Here is a 19,936-nt window from a genome sequence, read left to right on the forward strand (position 1 = left end):
TCATTTTAAAAAATTCATAAAAATAAGATTACTTACCAGCTTCGTTTAATAAGGCGATATATTCTTCTAAAGACAAGTTATAGTTTTTCATGTAAGCTGCATTTTCTTTGCCAACATAACGAAAATGCCATGATTCGTATTCAATTCCTGTTTCTGCTTCTTTACCTTTAGGGAATCGAAGAACAAATCCATAATCAGCTGCATGTTCAACCAGCCACTGTTGAGAGGCTTGAGTATCAAATTCAGCAATCAACCCTTTTCCAGAATTCAACCATTCAGTATCCATCACATCAATTGCAAGGCCTGTGTGATGCTCGCTGCCACCAGGTATAGCGATATAATCTTCCGTCAGCTTAACAGCTTCTTCTTTAGAATGCCCTTCATCTACATACTTTTGAATGCTATTATTGTAATTGGTTGTCTGCAATTCAACGGAACGGAATGTAGAAACAGCTATGATTTCATGACCTGCTTCTTTTCCAGCATCGGTCATTGCAGTATACTCTTCAATAATTCGTTGATCTACCAACAATCCATTTGAATTTGGCAAGGCACTTAAAGGTCTTTCAATCGATTCATCTATTTTTGTCCAGTTATTGACTAATTCTAGATTCCAATCTTCTGTTGAGGCGTCCGGTAAAGCGTCTAGCATGGCTTGATGTTCTGCTTCTTCTGCTAATTTTTGTTCTTCTTCTGGCGTTAAAGAAACACTTGAAGAGCTCGTTTCTGCAGATTGACTAGACTGAACGGATGCTTCTTGGTTGAATTGTTCACACCCTCCTAATATACCTGTTGCTATCAGTAGTAGTGCTAAATTTTTCTTCATTTTTTAAAGACTCCAATCTACTTTTACATATTGTGATTCATCAAAAACACACTAGGATATGAAGTTAGTGCACTTTTGATTTTACTCCTTTATAATAACATTAATACCGATTAATTTTAACAGTAAATCTTTTTTTGGAGGACTATGAATGAAAAATGAACCATTAACAAATCACCTTTACAAAGCCTCTCAAGGTATTGCTGCTGCTGTAGTGGCAACTTTAGGTATTGGGCTGCTAATTCAAAGTATTGGAGAATTATTGGGCTTTTCTACACTTATTACGATTGGTGCAGTTACAAAGACTTTGTTGATTCCCGGCTTAGGTATTGGGATTAGTTATTATTTAAAGACCGATATTCTTACCTTATTGAGTGCAACTGCAGCCGGTGTTATCGGCGGTCGTGCCTATCTTTTTTCCGATGGCATACTTTCTTTAAAAAGTGGTGAACCTGTTGGCGCTTTAGTTGCAATTGGTACCGCCATTGTAGTAGGTACCTTTTTATTTAACAAAACGCGCTTTAATATGATACTAGTACCTTTTGCAAGTATTTTAATCAGTGGATTAGTGGGTTACTTTTTATCTGCCCCAATCGCCTATACATTGAATAACGCTTCTTTACTGATTACTTCCTCTGTAGCTGGGTTTCCGCTTTTATCTTCAATGGTTTTAGGGCTGGTTTTTGGTTTACTTATTTTATCTCCTGCTTCATCTGCAGCTATTGCACTTGCTTTGCAACTGGATGGTTCTGCTGGAGCAGCTGCTTTAATTGGATGTAGTGTGCAATTCACTGTCTTTGCTTTTCTGAGTTTGAAAGACAATGATGCCGGTACATTTCTTGCCCAACTAATCATTACACCAAAACTTCAAACAGGAAATATTCTTAAACACCCTAAAGTGGCATTGTTTCCACTGATTCTTGGAACGCTATTAGCTCCTGTGGGGGTTCTGATATTTGGTTTGGAAGCTTCTGCTGAAATTGCAGGGATGGGGTTATGCGCTTTAGTCGCTGTTTTTGGAATTGCTTCTTCTCAAGGAATAGGTGCTACATTTTCTTATCTTTTTATTGTTGTTGTTTTACCCGCTCTTTTAACCCTGCTGTTTAAACCCTTTATTATCAAATCAAACCTTCTAAAACCCAATGATTTAAAAATTATCATTTAATTAAAAGAAGTTAACAGAATGAACTCTGTCAACTTCTTTTATCGTTTAACGAAAAAGCTAGGCATTTTTCCATTGAGATTCACTCTTCAGATTCTGAGCTTTTTTTCAGTAAATGACGCAATGCGCGGGATACTCTTGTTTTTAATTACTGATAATCGTTAAGTCTCTAAACATGGAGCTATACGTCTTGAATATTTTGATTGAACCATTCTAATAAATTTGGTTTATCGGTTTTTATTTGTTGTTGGATAACTCCAGGTAAACGCAATTCGATGATGTCTTTGTAACTCCAAAAATCGTACTCCACTTCAATTCTAAGAATAGTCGTATTCTGTTTTCGATGGTGCTCAGTCAATTGTTCTGCCGTTTCCTTTTTAAATTCGAGCTCAGCGGTACCAGTGTTTACCCACTTTTGTGCTACATGAAATTTAATGGCTAAATATTCATTAACTGGATTGGCTTTAACTTCTGGGAAAAACGTAGCATTTCGACAAACTTTTTGAACTAGCATCCATTCATAGTCTGTAAACAATCGCGAAATCTTATTCATATTTTCAGGTTTTAATCCTTGGTTACCTTTCTTCCATCGGTCCCAACTTTGTGGTGAAATGCCTAATTGTGAGGTATAAAAAGCTTTTTCGCTAACAAACTGCTCCTTTATTGCTCTTAAAACAATTTCTACTAACGCTTCATGCATTTTGATCATTCCCCTTTCAGTTCATAAATCTATCCAATAAGTGCTACTTTCATTTTACACCTATTACGTTAACTTTCAAATTTGAACACCTTAGTTCTATCGCTTTTTTATAAAAAAGAATTCGGATTACTTTCCTCCTTCAATCCAGCGTTTTTCAATGGTAGAATAGAATCACTATGGTTCAAATAAATTTTAGGAGGCTTTCCATGAGAAAATTAAATTGGGGAATTTTAGGTTTAGGTCAAATAGCAACTGAATTTGCGGAAGCGTTTGATGTTGAAAATGCCGTACTTTATGCTGCCGGTTCACGAAATGATGAAAAAGCAGCTGCATTTGCCAAAAACTATGCGCTTGAAAAGTCATATGGTTCATATGATGCGCTACTAGAAGACCCGTCTATTGACGTTGTTTATATTGCTACACCACATAGCCATCATGCTGAATTGATTTTAAAAAGTTTAGAACATGGCAAACACGTTTTATCAGAAAAAGCCATCACCATGAATAATGATCAATTGACTCAAGCTATGAAGTTAGCGAAAGAGAAAAAATTAGTATTAGCAGAAGCAATGGTCATTTATCATATGCCCCTTTACCGCAAACTAAAAGAAATCGCTCAAAGTGGATCGCTTGGAAAGTTAAAGATGATTCAAGTTTCATTCGGAAGTTTAAAAGAAAAAGATCCAGCCAATCGTTTTTTTAACAAAGATCTTGCTGGTGGAGCGTTATTAGATATTGGAATTTACGCTCTATCATTTGCTCGCTTTTTCTTAACTAGTCAGCCCAAAGAAATTCATACAACAATGAATTTTTACGAAACAGGTGTAGATGAGCAGTCAGGAATCTTATTAAAGAATGATCAAAATGAATTGGCTACTATCTCTCTTACTTTTAGAGCTAAAATGCCAAAGACAGGTATCGTTGCATTTGAAAATGGCTTTATTACAGTTAATGATTTCCCTCGTGCAGACAAAGCAACTGTAACTATGCCGGATGGTTCAGTGGAAACTGTTGAAGCTGGAGATACCAAGCAAGCTATGAATTACGAAATAGCTGATATTACGGATATGATTCTGTCAGATGGTCCTAATCCATCACTTGCCCTAACGCATGATGTAATGGAAATCATGGATACATTACGAAAGGATTGGGGACTTCACTACGATTTCGAATAAACTTTCTTAGTTCTCACTTTATATATAACTAAAGCCAATGAACTGTCCTACTTTACAAGGACAAGTCATTGGCTTTAACTTTATTAAGACCTATTTAAAATGCAAATAGAGGATTACAAATAAGTTGTTTTGCAATTTCAATTCTTGTTGCATCAACTCAAACAAAATTCGTCTCTGAGTTGATCGAATTAGTCCTAGTTGCATTAACTCAAATAGAAATCGTTCCTGAGTTGATCGAATTAGTCTTTGTTGCATCAACTCAAGCAGAAATCATCTCTGAGTTGATCGAATTAGTCCTAGTTGCATTAACTCAAATGGAATTCGTCTCTGAGTTGATCGAATTAGTCTTTGTTGCGTCAACTCAAACAAAATTCGTCTCTGAGTTAATCGAATTAGTCCTTGTTGCATCAACTCAAACAGAATTCGACTCTGAGTTAGTTGAACAACCCCACAATAGCTTTCCATATTTGACTAAAGAAGTTGCCCACTTTATCCACTAACCCGCTATCTTCAGCTTGTTTCAAAGCATCGCCGAATTTATCTTGGACTGTATTAGACAAGTTCTTTAATTGTTCTTTCACTTCTGCAGAATCAATGGCACTTGTTTGTTGGTATTTCTCAAATAAAGCCATCAATTGATTGATTTGATCTTGTGTAACAGCATTTTGTAAATTGTTTTTTTCTAGCGCTTCATTGATAATGCGTTCTACATCTTCTTTTGTAGCTAGTTCGCCTTGTTGTTCTTTTAATTCAGCTAAACTTTGCTTGATATCAATAATCGCTTGATCAAATTTAGCAGTATCAAATTCTTCGTTATCCGCATTTTCTTGTGCAATATCATTCGTTGTTTCTAGTTCATCTTGCGCTACTTCCATGCGTTCTTGGTCCAATTCTTCACCGTTCACATCAAATGCTTTGTAAATACCTGATAAAGCACTTTCTCCCGTAACTTTGCTGACACTTGCAACTACGATTTTCACGTCGTTTACTCCTGCCGTAATAGCTGCATTAGCATACTGATCTTGTGTAATTTGACTAATATTTTTTGGAGTTACGATTTCGACATCCACACCTTCACCAGCATCTTGCTTTTGTACCAGTACGGATGAGATCATACTAGAGGTATTTCCTGAACCATCGCCTAAATAATTGATCAAATCTTGACCTGATACACTTCCGATAGCTACATTTTCAGGTTTTTCGATTCCTAAAAGGTCTTCCGTTTCAGTAATTTGACTTTCAGATAATCCGCCACCATAAATAAACGTTGGTTTGCCCCATTTTTCATCTACTACTGTTGTGTCGATTCCATTTGTTGTTGCGCTAGCAGATTGCGGCACAACAAGTAAAGATGCTCCTAACAAGCTCATTGTTGCTAAAGCTGTTAATCCAATTTTTTTAACCTGTTTCATTTTAAAACCCTCCATCACATTTTTTTGCTTGTTTGTAGTTATTAAATTTGTTCTTATAGCCAGTATACCTAATTCTTCTTAAGAATTATCTAAGCCTTTAGACCTAAGTAAAAAAAATGATTCAGGAAATTATCCCAAATCATTTTATATCTTACAAACTATGTGCAAGCATTACCCCTCCAAAGCAATTTTATGAAAATAAAGGAAATAATTGCTGTTCAAAAAATTGTTAGGCATATTTGCTCTGTATGATTACTATGTACCTTTAGGATAGCAAACTCTTTTTAGGTTGTCCAACCAAACTTTATTACTTTCTTAAGAAAATGAAGAAAAAGCTGTTAAAATAGTTTTTTAAATAAATCAACTCTATATAAAGTCAATGATAAGCACTATTTTGCAAGCATTTTTCTACCTATTCCAACTTAAATTTGGACAGTCAAATTTCCGTCACTTTTCAATTCTTTTTTAAATAACTGGTGCTTGTTCAGAAGATAAACAATAATCACAAATATCAAAAATAGAATTCAAAAAAATTAGTGCACTTCAAAATAAAATTTATTTTGAAGTGCACTAAATCTTTAATTGTTGTTATTTATTTTTCCTTCTTTATAAATTGCTGAACTAACGGTATAACCACTTGTTGTTACAATTTCTTTTATTGCATTTACGTTGGGACTGTCCATTTGTATGATAACTTGGGTAAAATGATCTTTTCGATAAACAGCAATTTGATCAATACTGATTTTAGCTTCCGCTAAAATATTGGTAATGTCTTCAAGAATTCCTGGATGGTCTTCCGGGATATCAATTACAATGCGGCTACCTTTATGGTTGTATCCCATAATATCAATAAAAGCGCTAAAAATATCTTTATCCGTGATAATGCCTACAATTTTGTTTCCTTCTTCTACGACTGGTAATACACCGATTTTTTGGTCACGCATACGAGATGCAGCTTCTTCTAATAAATCATCTGCATGAATCGTAAGCACTTTTTTTTGCATGATGTCGCCAACTTTAGTTTTAGTCAGTAAGTAATTCATTTCATGAATACTCAAACTTGTTGCTGTAGAAGGAGAATTTTCTTGGATGATTTCTTGTGTAATCAAACCAATCATTTGTCCATTTTTTACTACAGGCAATCGATGAAAGTCATTTTCTTTCATCATATCAAGCGCTTCTAAGACTTTTGTTTCTTGCGAAACGGTCACAACAGCTGATGTCATATAACTTTTTACGTCCATTTCCTAACCTCCCAAATAAGCTTTTTGTACTTCATCACTCGCTAACAACTCTTTACCGGTACCCGTTTGTACAACTTTACCAGTCTCTAAAACGTACCCTCGATGAGCAATTTCTAGAGCAACTTTTGCATTTTGTTCAATCAATAAAACCGTTGTGCCTTGGTTATTGATCATTTGAATAATATTAAAAATTTCTTTAATGAAAAGAGGTGCTAATCCCATTGAAGGTTCATCCAACAACAATAATTTTGGTCTAGACATTAATGCGCGTCCCATGGCAACCATTTGTTGTTCCCCACCTGATAAAGTTGCTGTGTCTTGCTTTTTACGTTCTTCTAAGACTGGAAAACGATCGAACACCATTTTCAAATCTTTTTGGATCTCACTTTTATCTTTTCTAAGAAAGGCTCCCATCTCTAGGTTTTCCATAACAGTCATCCCTTTAAAGACATGCCTTCCTTCTGGAACTTGGGAGATACCCAATTGAACGATCTTGCGCGTTGAGTCTTTTTGTATCGGACGATCGTTGAATAAAATTTCACCTGATTTGGGACGATGCAAACCAGAAATAGCTTTTAAAACCGTTGATTTTCCAGCACCGTTAGCACCGATTAAAGAAACGATTTCTCCTTCTTGGACGTCAAAATTAATTTCTTTAGTGGCTTGGATCACACCATAATAAACGGATAAATCTTTTACTTTTAACATGTCTATTCACCACCTAAATAAGCTTTGATAACTGCTTCATTGTTTTTGATTTCCTCAGGTGTTCCATGAGCAATCATTCTGCCGTATTCTAATACATAAATGCGTTCGCATACATCCATTACTAAAGACATATCATGTTCAATTAATAAAATCGTAATTTTGAATTCTTTTTGGATTTGTCGAATCAGTGCTGTCAAATTAGCCGTTTCTTGCGGATTCATTCCAGCAGCTGGTTCATCTAAAAATAAAATCTTTGGTTTAGTAGCTAATGCTCGAACAATTTCTAATCTTCGTTGTTCTCCATAAGGTAAATTTTTCGCCAATTCCTCTGTTTTTGTTTCTAAATTAAACAAGGCTAACAGTTCAAGAGCTTCTTCACGCAATTTTTTTTCTGACTGATAATACGCTGGCGTTCTAAGGATACTAGCTAACGTTCCGACTTTATTTTTTTCGTGCATGCCAATCAAAACATTGTCTAATACAGATAAATCTTTAAACAATCGAATATTTTGAAACGTTCTGCCCAATCCCAAAGATGTGATCGTGTATGTTTTTCGTTTGATCAACGAGGTTTTCTTACCTTCTACTTCTAGATCAATCACGCCTTCAGTTGGCTCGTAAACCCCTGTCAACAAATTAAATAACGTTGTTTTTCCGGCACCATTTGGACCAATCAAGCCAACTAATTCGTTGTCCTCTAATTCCATATTTACCATAGAGACAGCAGATAGCCCACCGAAATTTTTGGTTAGTTGTTTCACTTCTAGTAAACTCATTCTGCTCACCCTTTTTTCATAGAAGATTTTTTATTCTTACGGTCTAGTAGTTTTGAAATCGTAAATTCATTTGTTCCTAACAATCCTGAAGGTTTAAATACCATAATGGCCACTAGTGCAACGGAATAGATGATCATTCTTAACTGCCCAAACGGTTGCAAATAAACATTGAGTATCCCTAATACGATTGCTGCAACAACACTTCCTGTCATACTGCCTAATCCACCAAAAACAACAATAATCAAAATATCAACAGATTTCATAAAAGTAAAATCTGATGGACGGATAACGCTGAAATAAGAAGCATGCAATCCACCTGCTATTGCTGCTGAAGCTGCTCCTAAAACAAAGGCAATGATTTTGTACTTTGTTGTATTGATCCCCATTGATTCTGCTGCAATTTCATCTTCACGGATAGAAATCGTTGCGCGTCCTGGACTACTTTTAATATAGTTTATTAGTATGATCATAGAAATGACAATGAATACAAATGTGATTTGCCAAGTGGCAATAAAGGGAATCCCGCTTAACCCTGCTGCTCCATTTGTTACCTCTTCCATATTCAAAATAATGATCCGAATAATTTCAGCTACACCTAAAGTAGCAATAGCTAGATAATCCCCTTTTAATCTAAGCGTAGGAATACCCACTAATAAGGCTACTATGCTGGCTACTGCAATTCCTAATAGAATTCCGCCAATAAGCCCAAGTACAGTAGGGTATTTAATGCTGATGATTCCAGTACAGTAAGCACCAATGGCCATAAACCCTGCATGACCTAATGAAAACTGACCAGAAAAACCGATGATCAAATTTAATCCTGTTGCTAAAATGACATTGATTAAAATGGTCATTAAAGTAATTTCATAAAAAGCGTTAATGATTCCTGTAGTTGTGCCTATCTGAATAAGGGTATAAATGGCTGCAATAAAAATGAGCCAACCAAGATTTTTTTTATTCACTTGTTTCATTTTTATCACCTACACTTTCTCTTTTACATTTTTGCCAAGTAATCCTGATGGCTTGAAAATAAGAATAATAATTAAAATCAAGTAGACTACCGCATCTTTGATCATCGATCCGCCGTATCCGCTAACCAATGTTTCGATGATTCCAATTGTAAAACCGCCGAACATGGCTCCTGGTATGATTCCAATTCCTCCTAATACCGCAGCAATAAAGGCTTTTAATCCTGGTGCATAGCCCATCATCGGTTCAATTGAATTGTAATACAACCCTACTAAAACGCCGGCTGCTCCGGCTAATGATGATCCTAGTGCAAAAGTAAACGAAATAACATTATCAACATTGATTCCCATTAAACGAGCGGCATCTGCATCTGTACTGACAGCACGCATTGCTTTTCCCATTTTTGTTTTTTGAACAATGAGCTGCAGTGCTAGCATCAAAATAATCGTTGTGGAAAAAATCATGATTTGTGTCTGACTAACTTGTAGCCCAGCAAATGCATAGACTTTATTTTCAATGACTTGCGGAAAAGCTCTTGTCTCTGAACCTACCAAGTAAATCATGCCGTTTTGCAATAAATAAGACATCCCAATGGCGGTAATCAAAGCAGCAACACGAGTAGCGTTGCGCAACGGTTTATAGGCAATTCGTTCAATTAAAACGCCTAGTACCGCACAAAAAACCATGGATACGATCAAGGCTGGTAGAAAACTGAGATTAAACGAGTTGATTGCTGTATAGCCAACAAATGCTCCAACCATATAAATATCTCCATGAGCAAAGTTAATTAATTTAATAATGCCATAAACCATGGTATACCCTAATGCAATCAAGGCGTAAATACTTCCTAAAGAAAGTCCGTTAATCAGTTGTTGTAAAAATGCTTCCATAAAATGGCACCTCTTTTCATTTTTAAATATTAAAAGGTGCTAAGCAAAACTCGCTTTGCACCTTTTAATTTGATTTTTTTAGGGTGTAACTTCAGTATTTCCTACTTCGACACCATCTTGTAATTCAATAACTAAAGTTGATTTTACAGGATTATGGTCTTCGTCAAATGTAAAAGTACCCGTAACTCCATCAAATTCACTCATTTCTTCAAGTGCTGTTGTGATCGCTTCTGGAGTTGCTTCTCCAGCTTCTTCAATGGCTTGAGCTACAAGGTAAGCCGTATCATAGGCAAGAGCTGCAAACATATCTGGTTCTGTATCGTATTCAGCTTGATAAGCTTCAATAAAATCTTTTACTTGAGCATCTTCACTGTTTGGCGAGTAATGAGCTGAATAATAAACATTATCAACATTCTCTGTTCCAGCTAATTCAAGTAATGCTTGGTTCCCAAATCCATCTGCCCCTAATATAGGCTGAGTGATTCCCATTTCACGAGCTTGTTTGATGATTAAACCAGCTTGATTATAATAACCAGGCAAGTAGATAAAATCAAAATCAAGATCTTTGATACGAGTTAGAATAGCGTTAAAATCGGTATCATCTGCAGTAAAGTTTTCTTCTGCTACAATTTCACCATCAAAAGCACCTTCAAAAGCTTTTGTTAATCCTAGAGCGTAATCGCTTGAGCTGTCACCGATGATTACAGCTTTTTTGGCTCCCAACTCACTTGTTGCAAATTCTGCTAAAGCAATTCCTTGAAAAGAATCCTGAAACGATGTACGGAAAATGTTTGGTTGAACTTTGCCACTTTCATCAATCGTCAAACTATCGTCTGTACCAGACGGAGTAACTAAACTAACCTCAGCTCTTGTTACAGCAGGAGTCGACGCTTTAACCGCTCCAGTAGTTGCTGGTCCCACAATCACAACTGCTTCATCTTGTGTTGCTAATTTTGTTGCAATACTAGCCGCTTCTGTATTATCCGATTTTGTATCGTATTCAATTAAATTAATTTTTTTATCTAATAGGCCACCAGCTTCGTTTATCTCTTTAATTGCTAAATTGACAGCATTTGCTTCAGCTGTCCCATAAGCTGAGACTTCCCCCGTTTTTTCAAACATTGAACCAATGGTGATCTCGTCTGTAGTACTTCCACTTCCAGTACCACATGCTGTAGCTAAAAGTGAAAGAGCTGCAACCCCCATTACTAATCTTTTTTTCATTTTCTTTTCCCCCTATTTACGCAGTTGCGTTAGTTAATTTATATGACTTACTGAAGCTTTGTTTTATTAGAATATGCTAACAATAAGATGTATTAAGGATTAGTATAGAATATTCTGAATATTTAATCAATAGAAATTTGAACTATTTTTTATTTATAGTTTTATCTTTAGATTGAAAGGTTTAATCTAAAGTTGAAACCCTATTATCAAAGGATCTGTATAATTCTATCCTACCTAATAAGCATTATCTAAACTAACATTGTAGTGGTACCCATTATTTCCTTAAGGGGATAATGGGTTGGACAGTCCTTTTATACAGCTGTAAAAATACAATAAATAAAAAACCACAACTTTCTCAGAAAAGACTGGAAATTCCAGTTTTTTCTATGAAAGTTGCGGTCTCTTAAGTTGGTGAGTTGACCAAATAAGGCTAACCTTTACTTACTCATTTTTTTGTTGTTCAAAAAATTCCTTTTTGATTTGAATAAACCGTGTAAAATCATTTAAAAGGATAAATAGAGCTGCGCGGTTCTCAAACTCTTCTCTTGTTGAAGGCAAATCGCTATTTCTAAAATCATTTAACATAGCTTGAATATCTTTTTTTATATCTACTACAGGATTACTTTCATGTAGCTGGTTAGCCGTTTGATGAAATAAACCCGCTAAGATTATATTTTGTTTTGTTGGCAAAGAACAGACACTTAGATCTGTCGACATTTCTGCTAATACTTTAACTTGCTGTTGACGCATGTCAAAGTACTGTATCATATAGTCTTCATTTTGACTGAACAACTGGTTATTCGACTGTGTATAAGCCATTTTTTCTGCTTTTTTTAATTCCATACGAAGTTCTTTTAATAAGCGTTCTACTTTTTCATTGGTGTAGCCTTTTCTTAATACCCCATCAAAACTTATTAAAACGTGCTTCATCTTCTCCTCAATTTCATCTCTTAACTGCATTAATTGAGTTTCTTTTGAGGGCATATACAAATTAAATAAAATGGCAATTCCTGCCCCTATGATCATCAATGACAACTCATTTGTAATCCATCCAATAGAGGTACTGTGTTCCAGCAATAAATGAGAAACAAGGACAGAACACGGAGCGATTCCTACCTCTACCTTGAATTTATAAGCTAAAGGGATGTAGATTAAAAGATACAATCCAAATACACTAGTATTGAAACCAAGTAATTGAAAAAGTATTGTCGCTACGCCTAATGCTAAAATTGTAGATCCTACTCGTTGCAGTGCAGTAGTAACAGAGGATTTCTTTGTATCTAATACACTTAAAATTGCTATAACTCCGGCTGACACACTATACTCTAGTTGAAATGCCTGAGCGATCAAAATCGCAATTGTCGTTGCTAACGCTATTTTTATTGCTCGTAACGAGACGGTCATGCTGACACTCCTTTAATCTAAAAGCTGATTCTATTTTACCTCACCTATTTAAAATTTGAAATTTTTTCTTTGTATTTTATTCGTTTCCCCTTATTATTAATAGTATACTGCACTAATGGAGTAATAGAATGATTTTAAAGGAAGCGATGAGTACAGATGGAAATTGGCAATTATCGATTAGGTATGCGTACACTGAAAACAGGTTTAGCTGTTGCAGCATGTATTCTTTTGTTTCATGTACTTGATAGAGAACCACCAATGATTGCTGCATTGGCAGCTGTTTTTGGTTTACGAGAAGATTGGCAAACTAGTTTAAGGTTTGGAAAAACAAGAATATTTGGGAATTCTATTGGAGCTATCTTTGCCGCATGTTTGGTTTTGCTGCAGCAATTCATTGGATGGCATTTTTTTATTGAATTAATTGGTGTCCCGCTTGGGGTTATTTTAATTATTGTATTTTGCGATCGAATCAACTACAATGCTGGAATCGTAGGAGCAAGTGCTGCATTTCTGATCATCTACTTTAGTATACCAACTGATGAAACTGTTTTGTATGCTTTAGCAAGAGTCTTGGACACTTTTATTGGAACTTTTATTGCTATTTTAGTTAACCGTCTCATTCCTGGCGGTCCAAAACCAACTGATAAATTGCAAGCTTGATGTTTACATTTACTTATTCTTCAAAAGTTGAAGAGGAGTCTAGATGACTAGATTCCTCTTCAACTTTTTTATTATTGTATATGCTCGATATTTCTTGTTAGCAAATGTCCGATAAACTTGCTCTACTCGACATTCCTAGCCTTTTTTCACTAACAAATGTCCGCTAAACCTGCTCTACTCGACATTCCTAGTCTTTTCTTACTAACAAATGTTCGCTAAACCGGTTCTACTCAACATTCCTGGTCTTTTCTTACTAGCAAATACCTGCTAAACCTGCTTTAATTGACATTCCTAACTCATTTGTGAGTAGATCTAGATGCGGCTCACTCTTTAAAAGAAAATTCAATATAGAAAAGTTTTCGGGCCTGAAAAGTCTCCAATCCTGAATTATTAAATCACATAATCAATACAAAAAAACTAAAGCATTCCACTCTTGACTTAACGAGCAAGAAGCTTTAGTTTTTTACAGACTCTAAATGATTTCCTGTTTTTACTGTGTGTCTTTCAGGGTCGTTCAGCATCTTTTTTTTAGTTGAGCTTCACTCCCCAGACACTGGACCATTTTCATGAATTGTCGCAATGCGCGGAATGCTCTTGCTCTCAATTCTTGAAAATGGCTGTGTGTCTTTCGGGGTCGTTCAGCATCCTTTTTTAGTTGAGCTTCACTCCCCAGACACTGGACCATTTTCATGAATTGTCGCAATGCGCGGAATGCTCTTGCTCTCAATTCTTGAAAATGGCTGTGTGTCTTTCGGGGTCGTTCAGCATCCTTTTTTAGTTGAGTTTCGCACACCAGGCTTTCGGAAAAAACGTAATTCTTGCAGGGATGAAACATCCCTTACAGAATTCCTTGTTTTTCTGTCAAGCCTAAGCGGTGTGCTACGCATCCTTTAGTTGAGCTGTGTTCGACAGGATCTCGGAAAAAACATAATCTTTACGAGGATGAAACATCCTCTGCAAGATTATTAGTTTTTCTGTCGATCCTAGACGTCGAACTTCGCATCCTTTAGTTGAGCTTTGTATCCCAACTCCTAGGAAAAAAGATGAAATTCTCCTCGAGCCCTTAGCCTCTTGCGGGAATTCCCCTGTTTTTCTACGGAGCTAAACGGGATACTCCACATCCTGTTAATTAATCTACTGATTTTAGGGCTTCGATCATATCGACGTTTTTGAGTTTGTAGTGCATTGCGATCATAACGATTCCAGAGAATATCAGTGTAATGATACCTGAGTAAAGATAACTCAGTGGTTGAATGGTTGGACTAAACATTAAGAGATCGACTTCTGCGGTATCTAATACAAAGCTGTGCAGTAAGACTCCTAAAAATGAACCAACAACAATTCCCATTAAAGTAAGAATAATATTTTCACGATAGATATACATCGTAACTTCTTTATCGAAAAATCCTAATACTTTGATGGTTGATAATTCTCGCTCGCGTTCTGAAACATTGATATTGGTTAAGTTGTACAATACTACAAAAGCCAATAAACCAGCTGAAATGATTAATACAAGTGTAACGATTCCTAAACTACCCATTGTTTCTTCAAATGATTTGCTGACATCAGAAACAAAATTAACCGATAGTACGCTTGGTTGCTCAGTTAGAGAAGAACCTAAAGTTTCTTCATTAATTTTTCCTTCACCGTAATTCAATAGTTCGGTTGTATACTCTGGTGATTTTCCAAAGGTCGTTTCAAAATAATCTTTATTCATATATACATAATGACCAGTGTAGTTTTCAACAATTTCGTTTATAACGACTTCTACTTCATTATTATCTGAATCAGTTAAAGTCACGGTGTCTCCTTTTTCGACGTCTATTAAATCAGCTAGTTTTTCACTGATAATAGTACCTTCTTCAGGCAAGGAATACGTTTGACCAGAAGAACGGTCATTTAAAAGCACATAGTCTTCAAAGTTTTCAGTCGTTTCAGGCACAAATACCGTTACGGTTTGTGTATTGACCCCTTCCACATCTACTGTGTAACTTTCTTGGCTAACTTTTAAAGATTCTTGAACAGCAGATTGTTTTGCTAATTCTTCATCATATTCAGCTTTTTCAGCATCACTCGCATCCGTATTTAAGGCAACAATTGCATCATATTTCATGATTTTGCCGTATTGAAGACCAGCTACATCTGAAATTGAATCCGATATACCAAATCCAGTTAAAATCAAAGCCGTACATCCTGCGACTCCAAGAACCGTCATTAACATACGTTGTTTGTATCGGAAAAGATTCCTGGCAGTTACTTTTTGGATAAAACCAAGTTTGGACCAAATGAATGGCATGCGTTCTAACAGAATTCGTTTCCCAACTTTAGGTGCTTTAGGACGCATAAGCATAGATGGCGTACTCTGTAAAGCCACTCTTACTGCAAGATACGCGGACATCACTGTACAGAGTAACGCCACTGCAAAGGAAATTACGCCATAACTGATGTAATACGTTATTCTAATAGGTGGCAAATTGTACATTGATCCATAGGCATTAAAGATGACATTTGGAAATAATTGATACCCAATAGCTAAACCAATAATGGTTCCCAAAATACTAGCCACTGAGGCATAAACTAAAAATTTCTTAGAAATATCCAAATTTGAATACCCTAGTGCTTTTAAAGTTCCAATTTGTAATCGCTCTTCTTCTACCATACGAGTCATAGTAGTTAAACAAACTAGTGCAGCGATTAGGAAAAAGAAGACCGGAAAAACTTGTGCAATTGCTGAGATGCGGTCTGCATTATCGCTAAACTCGCTATATCCTGGATTTGTTGAACGATCCAGTACATAATATTCTGGCATCTCTAATTTTTCCAATTCTTTTTTAGCACCTGCCAGCTCTGCTTCGCCATCTGAAATTTCTTTTTCAGCATCTGCTGACTCTTTTTCAAATTCAGCTAATGCTGTTTCATAATCAGCTTGCCCAGTCTCTAATTTTTCAAGAGCTGTAGCTAATTTAGCCTCACCGTTCGCTTTTTCTTGATTTAACTGTTCTTGAGCATCTGCTAGCTGAGCTTCTCCATTAGCAAGCGTTGTTTTTGCAGCTTCGATATCAGCTAAACCTTGAGTTACGCTTTGTTCATTGGCTACCAATTCTGCTTCTGCTGCATTTAATTGTGCTCTATTTTCTTCAAAAGTTGTAGCTACTCCATCTACTGCAGCTGAAACCGTGCTACTTGGAACAACACCAGCAAAATAACCGGTAAAGGCTTCTCCAAGTGAAGGATCAACAGCAGTGGCTGCTTGAGTGATGCTCGTTTGAGTTTCTACTGGCACACTTTCCATTGGAACAGACAAAACAGCTCTGGCATTGTCAATGAATGTTTCGCCATTGGCTAGAGATTGCTCTGCAGTTATTTTTTGGGCTTCAAAGTTATTTCGAGCGTCAATGAGCTGGGTTTGTGCTGCTTGCAAATCAGCTTCTTTTGTAGCTAGTTCTGCTTTTCCAGTTTCTAATTCTTGACGCTTTTGATCAATAGTAGCTTGAGCATCAGCAGTCTGAGTTTCTAAAGTGGCTAACCCTTCGTTGTAATCTGCTTGACCTTGATCCAATGTAGCTTTGGCATCTTCTAACTGTTTTTGACCATCATCTAATTGTTGTTTTGCATCATCAATTTCAGCTTGGCCCTCATCGATTTCAATTTGGGCTTCTGAACGAATTTCAGCTAATCGTTCTTCTGGTCTTTTTTCGACCAATTCTTCAATTTGCTCTATTTGTTTTTCAACATTATCCTCATACTCTGGTGAATAAGAAATAAGAGAATCATTTTGTTCAAAGGATACATACGCTTCAGTATAAAATTCTGATGTAAAATCTTCTTCAGGAATAACAGCAAATCCATCTACTGTTCCTTTACCAACCGTGCTTTGTCCTCTTGAAGAATTTTCAATGTATTGTGGGGTATCCACAAAACCAACCACTTCAAAAGTTGTCGTTGCAAAAGTATCTTCTAAGTTAGTGTCTTCACTTTCTGATGAAAGAGTAACTGTATCACCAATAGTGTAAGCACCCGTCATCTTGCTGTTATTATCTAACGCAACTTCACCAGTTTTTTCTGGCAAACGACCTGAAGCTATCATATAGTTATTTTGGCTAGCTTTTTCAGCTAAAGAGTATGACATGACTTTAGTAACCAAACTGCTGTCCTTTAAGATGACATCTTGACTGTAGCTCATGGTTACATCTGCACCATCAATACTCTCCAATAGTGCTTTGTCATCCTCGTTAAGTCCGTATGTGGATAACACTTTGGTATCCATTAGATTTGCCTCTTTATAGTAATGATCCGCAGTATCAATCATATCCGGACCGGTTGCTTTAATGCCGGCAAAAAAGGCTACTCCTAGTGTAATAATAGCAAAGATAGATAAAAATCGTGTTTTCGATTTTCCCATCTCTTTAAATATATCTTTCCACAGTGCTTTCTTCTTCAATTTTTCCCACCCCTTACCATTCGATATCAGCTACGGACATAGGGTTTTCATTAATAGTCACACTACGTACTTTTGCATTGTTTATTTCAATCATTCGATTCGCCATTGGTGCTATTGCTTTATTATGTGTGATGACAATAACTGTTGTCCCTGTCTCTTTACAAGTATCTTGTAATATTTTCAACACTTGTTTTCCAGTTTCATAATCTAATGCTCCAGTTGGCTCATCACATAAAAGGAGTTTAGGCTGCTTAGCTAAAGCTCTAGCAATAGCTACTCGTTGTTGTTCTCCACCTGATAATTGTGCTGGAAAATTATCTAGTCGATGACCTAGTCCAACATCTTCTAACACCTTTTTTGCATCCAACGCTTTACTGGAGATCTCAGATGCCAATTCCACATTTTCAATAGCTGTCAAATTTGGTACTAAGTTATAAAATTGAAAAACAAATCCTACGTCGTCTCGACGGTATTGCGTAAGCTGTTTTGTATTAAACTTGCCAATATCTGTGCCGTCCACAAGAATCTGACCTTCATCGGCTGTATCCATTCCGCCTAAAATATTCAGGACTGTTGATTTTCCTGCACCACTTGGTCCAACAATGACTGCAAATTCTCCTTGTTCAATTTCAAAAGAGATGCCATCATTTGCGGCAATAATTGTTTCACCCATTTTATAACGTTTAAATTCATTTTTTATCTCTACAAAAGACATATTTGCACCTTCATTTCTCAAAAATTTCATTTTACAAGTGTTGTATGAAGTATACTAAAAAAAATAACTGCCATAAACACGCAATTCATACAATTTTACAGCATTTGATTACAAATTACTAGAATAAATGACTTAAATAAATAGGCACTATCGTTAGCATCGCTTCTATCTTTATTGCTGCAAATATAAAAAGACGTACGTTTCTTTTTAGAAACGAGCGTCTTTTTATATACCTTATTAATTATTCTTTAATTACTTTTGATTGAGTTCGCTGTGTTTGTAACCATAAATAAAGTAGATAACTACTCCCATAGCTAACCAAATAAGGAACGCGATCCAAACAGATAATGATAATTGAACCATCAAGTACACACACACGATTACAGAAACAATCGGAAAAATGGGTACAAAAGGTACTTTAAATTCGCCTTCTTTTGGTTCTCCAAAGTCTTTGCGTAATTTAATAATTCCTATCGCAATAATCACAAAAATCAGTAAGGTTACGATATTTGTTAGTTCTGCTAATTTATTTAGTGGAACTACCCCAGCTAATATAGCTGACAGCAAACCAACTACTTGAGTTGCAAATTTAGGACTTTTTGTCTTTGGATCAACTTGACTCAATTTCTTTGGCAGTAAACCGTCTCTTCCAATAGCATAAATTAAACGTCCTAATCCATAAGTCATCGAAATGAGTACCGTTAACAAGGTTAAGATTGCTCCTACAGAGATGATACCGGCAATAAAGTCTTGTCCGATAAACCGTATAGCAAATGCTACTGGGTCTTTGATATCTAATTGTGCGTAAGGGACAATTCCAGTCAATACAAGTGTTACTATGATATACAATATCGTTGCAATCCCAAGTGAACCGATAATTCCTCTTGGAACATCTTTACGCGGATTTTTTGTTTCTTCCGCAGCAGTACTTACTGCGTCAAACCCTAAGAAAGCAAAGAAAACGACAGCCGCTCCTGAAACGATGCCATTTAATCCAAAGGGAGCAAATGGCGTCCAATTTTCTGGCTTAACGTAAAAAACACCTACTCCAATAAATAAAGCAATTAAACCAAATTTTATAAATACCATAACATTATTTAATCGTAATGCTTTCTTAGCACCTTGGATTACAACATACGTTACAACAAATGTAATCAATACTGCAATTAAATCCACGTAAGCTCCGGTCTCCGCATTATAAGAAGAACGTAATGCAACGGGTAATCCAAGACCAAGTCCATCTAAAAATCCGTTCATATATCCTGACCAACCTGAAGCTACGGAAGCATTTGCCAATAGATATTCGCAAATCATCAACCAACCAATCAACCAGCCAATCAATTCACCAAAAACAGTATAAGCATATGAATAAGCTCCTCCCGAAACGGGAATACGAGAAGCAAATTCTGCATAACATAAAGCGGATAAAGTACATGAAAAAGCCGCAATAATAAAAGATAAAATCAATGCCGGTCCAGCGGTTAGTGCAGCTGCTGTTCCAGTAATCACAAAAATACCAGTCCCAACAATTGCTCCTAAACCTAGTAAGATTAAATCCATAGTTTTTAATTCTCTTTTTAAATTAGATGGCCTCTGCGTTGTTTCTAACGGCTTCTTTCTAAGGTAATTCATT

17 protein-coding genes are annotated in these 19,936 nt (G+C 36.1%); 4 read left to right on the plus strand and 13 right to left on the minus strand.

The annotated features are described in order from the left end of the window. Nucleotides 1-28: 28 nt before the first annotated feature. A complete protein-coding gene (locus BLT48_RS04965) occupies nucleotides 29-826 on the minus strand; it encodes a M15 family metallopeptidase (protein WP_089975830.1) in 798 nt (265 codons plus the stop codon). A gap of 148 nt (nucleotides 827-974) precedes the next feature. Between BLT48_RS04965 and BLT48_RS04970 the strand changes: the two genes are divergently transcribed. Beyond that, nucleotides 975-1,988, plus strand: a complete 1,014-nt coding sequence (locus BLT48_RS04970; protein ID WP_089975833.1) for a PTS sugar transporter subunit IIC — start codon at nucleotides 975-977, stop codon at nucleotides 1,986-1,988. A 178-nt stretch (nucleotides 1,989-2,166) separates the two neighbouring features. Here the strand turns inward: BLT48_RS04970 and BLT48_RS04975 are convergent, their stop codons facing one another. Then, a complete protein-coding gene (locus tag BLT48_RS04975; protein WP_035023706.1) occupies nucleotides 2,167-2,685 on the minus strand; it encodes a hypothetical protein in 519 nt (172 codons plus the stop codon). A gap of 206 nt (nucleotides 2,686-2,891) precedes the next feature. Between BLT48_RS04975 and BLT48_RS04980 the strand changes: the two genes are divergently transcribed. Further along, entirely contained in the window at nucleotides 2,892-3,860 is a 969-nt protein-coding gene (locus tag BLT48_RS04980) for a Gfo/Idh/MocA family protein (protein ID WP_035023708.1), read from the plus strand. A gap of 179 nt (nucleotides 3,861-4,039) precedes the next feature. After that, nucleotides 4,040-4,360 carry a hypothetical protein gene (locus tag BLT48_RS04985; protein ID WP_089975835.1) on the plus strand — a complete coding sequence of 107 codons (321 nt, stop codon included), beginning with the start codon at nucleotides 4,040-4,042 and terminating at the stop codon, nucleotides 4,358-4,360. On the opposite strand, the gene BLT48_RS04990 is transcribed toward BLT48_RS04985, so the two are convergent. From BLT48_RS04990 to BLT48_RS05025, 8 genes are all read right to left on the minus strand, one after another. After that, entirely contained in the window at nucleotides 4,295-5,272 is a 978-nt protein-coding gene (locus BLT48_RS04990; RefSeq protein WP_218123358.1) for a DUF1002 domain-containing protein, read from the minus strand. The two genes, BLT48_RS04985 and BLT48_RS04990, sit on opposite strands and share 66 nt — an antisense overlap. 578 nt (nucleotides 5,273-5,850) lie before the next feature. After that, nucleotides 5,851-6,516, minus strand: a complete 666-nt coding sequence (locus tag BLT48_RS04995) for a CBS domain-containing protein (RefSeq protein WP_089975841.1) — start codon at nucleotides 6,514-6,516, stop codon at nucleotides 5,851-5,853. 3 nt (nucleotides 6,517-6,519) lie between these two features. Further along, nucleotides 6,520-7,230 carry an ABC transporter ATP-binding protein gene (locus tag BLT48_RS05000; protein ID WP_176944152.1) on the minus strand — a complete coding sequence of 237 codons (711 nt, stop codon included), beginning with the start codon at nucleotides 7,228-7,230 and terminating at the stop codon, nucleotides 6,520-6,522. Beyond that, nucleotides 7,227-8,000 carry an ABC transporter ATP-binding protein gene (locus tag BLT48_RS05005; RefSeq protein ID WP_089975844.1) on the minus strand — a complete coding sequence of 258 codons (774 nt, stop codon included), beginning with the start codon at nucleotides 7,998-8,000 and terminating at the stop codon, nucleotides 7,227-7,229. The genes BLT48_RS05000 and BLT48_RS05005 overlap by 4 nt, the downstream gene beginning before the upstream one ends. A gap of 5 nt (nucleotides 8,001-8,005) precedes the next feature. Next, nucleotides 8,006-8,971 (minus strand): branched-chain amino acid ABC transporter permease, encoded by a 966-nt coding sequence (locus BLT48_RS05010; RefSeq protein ID WP_035024239.1) that lies wholly within the window; start codon nucleotides 8,969-8,971, stop codon nucleotides 8,006-8,008. A gap of 9 nt (nucleotides 8,972-8,980) precedes the next feature. Beyond that, entirely contained in the window at nucleotides 8,981-9,859 is an 879-nt protein-coding gene (locus BLT48_RS05015; protein WP_035023718.1) for a branched-chain amino acid ABC transporter permease, read from the minus strand. Between the two features lie 78 nt (nucleotides 9,860-9,937). Beyond that, nucleotides 9,938-11,083 (minus strand): ABC transporter substrate-binding protein, encoded by a 1,146-nt coding sequence (locus tag BLT48_RS05020; protein ID WP_089975847.1) that lies wholly within the window; start codon nucleotides 11,081-11,083, stop codon nucleotides 9,938-9,940. A gap of 441 nt (nucleotides 11,084-11,524) precedes the next feature. Then, entirely contained in the window at nucleotides 11,525-12,487 is a 963-nt protein-coding gene (locus BLT48_RS05025; protein ID WP_089975849.1) for an aromatic acid exporter family protein, read from the minus strand. A gap of 156 nt (nucleotides 12,488-12,643) precedes the next feature. Here BLT48_RS05025 and BLT48_RS05030 point away from each other — a divergent pair, with 156 nt between their 5' ends. Then, nucleotides 12,644-13,147: an FUSC family protein gene (locus tag BLT48_RS05030; protein ID WP_035023725.1), complete on the plus strand. Its 504-nt coding sequence runs from the start codon at nucleotides 12,644-12,646 to the stop codon at nucleotides 13,145-13,147. A gap of 1,129 nt (nucleotides 13,148-14,276) precedes the next feature. Here BLT48_RS05030 and BLT48_RS05040 read toward each other — a convergent pair. The 3 genes from BLT48_RS05040 to BLT48_RS05050 form a co-directional block, all read right to left on the minus strand. Beyond that, on the minus strand, nucleotides 14,277-17,588 hold the full coding sequence (locus tag BLT48_RS05040; RefSeq protein WP_226776611.1) for an ABC transporter permease: 3,312 nt from the start codon (nucleotides 17,586-17,588) through the stop codon (nucleotides 14,277-14,279). A 13-nt stretch (nucleotides 17,589-17,601) separates the two neighbouring features. Further along, the gene (locus BLT48_RS05045; RefSeq protein ID WP_089975854.1) at nucleotides 17,602-18,303 is read right to left on the minus strand and encodes an ABC transporter ATP-binding protein; all 702 of its coding nucleotides are present in this window, start codon (nucleotides 18,301-18,303) and stop codon (nucleotides 17,602-17,604) included. Nucleotides 18,304-18,555: 252 nt separating this feature from the next. Continuing rightward, nucleotides 18,556-19,935, minus strand: coding sequence for an amino acid permease (locus BLT48_RS05050; protein WP_089975857.1), 1,380 nt, complete (start codon nucleotides 19,933-19,935; stop codon nucleotides 18,556-18,558). Between the last annotated feature and the right edge of the window lies 1 nt (nucleotide 19,936).

It is taken from the genome of Carnobacterium viridans, assembly GCF_900102725.1.
GTDB lineage: Bacteria > Bacillota > Bacilli > Lactobacillales > Carnobacteriaceae > Carnobacterium_B > Carnobacterium_B viridans.

Bases quoted from the DNA above. Each gene is read 5' to 3' on its own strand.
- BLT48_RS05015 (WP_035023718.1), bottom strand. From the start codon at position 9,859: ATGGAAGCATTTTTACAACAACTGATTAACGGACTTTCTTTAGGAAGT.
- BLT48_RS04965 (WP_089975830.1), bottom strand. From the start codon at position 826: ATGAAGAAAAATTTAGCACTACTACTGATAGCAACAGGTATATTAGGA.
- BLT48_RS04980 (WP_035023708.1), top strand. From the start codon at position 2,892: ATGAGAAAATTAAATTGGGGAATTTTAGGTTTAGGTCAAATAGCAACT.
- BLT48_RS05045 (WP_089975854.1), bottom strand. From the start codon at position 18,303: ATGTCTTTTGTAGAGATAAAAAATGAATTTAAACGTTATAAAATGGGT.
- BLT48_RS04975 (WP_035023706.1), bottom strand. From the start codon at position 2,685: ATGCATGAAGCGTTAGTAGAAATTGTTTTAAGAGCAATAAAGGAGCAG.
- BLT48_RS05050 (WP_089975857.1), bottom strand. From the start codon at position 19,935: ATGAATTACCTTAGAAAGAAGCCGTTAGAAACAACGCAGAGGCCATCT.
- BLT48_RS05025 (WP_089975849.1), bottom strand. From the start codon at position 12,487: ATGACCGTCTCGTTACGAGCAATAAAAATAGCGTTAGCAACGACAATT.
- BLT48_RS04970 (WP_089975833.1), top strand. From the start codon at position 975: ATGAAAAATGAACCATTAACAAATCACCTTTACAAAGCCTCTCAAGGT.
- BLT48_RS05030 (WP_035023725.1), top strand. From the start codon at position 12,644: ATGGAAATTGGCAATTATCGATTAGGTATGCGTACACTGAAAACAGGT.
- BLT48_RS04995 (WP_089975841.1), bottom strand. From the start codon at position 6,516: ATGGACGTAAAAAGTTATATGACATCAGCTGTTGTGACCGTTTCGCAA.
- BLT48_RS05020 (WP_089975847.1), bottom strand. From the start codon at position 11,083: ATGAAAAAAAGATTAGTAATGGGGGTTGCAGCTCTTTCACTTTTAGCT.
- BLT48_RS04990 (WP_218123358.1), bottom strand. From the start codon at position 5,272: ATGAAACAGGTTAAAAAAATTGGATTAACAGCTTTAGCAACAATGAGC.
- BLT48_RS05005 (WP_089975844.1), bottom strand. From the start codon at position 8,000: ATGAGTTTACTAGAAGTGAAACAACTAACCAAAAATTTCGGTGGGCTA.
- BLT48_RS05010 (WP_035024239.1), bottom strand. From the start codon at position 8,971: ATGAAACAAGTGAATAAAAAAAATCTTGGTTGGCTCATTTTTATTGCA.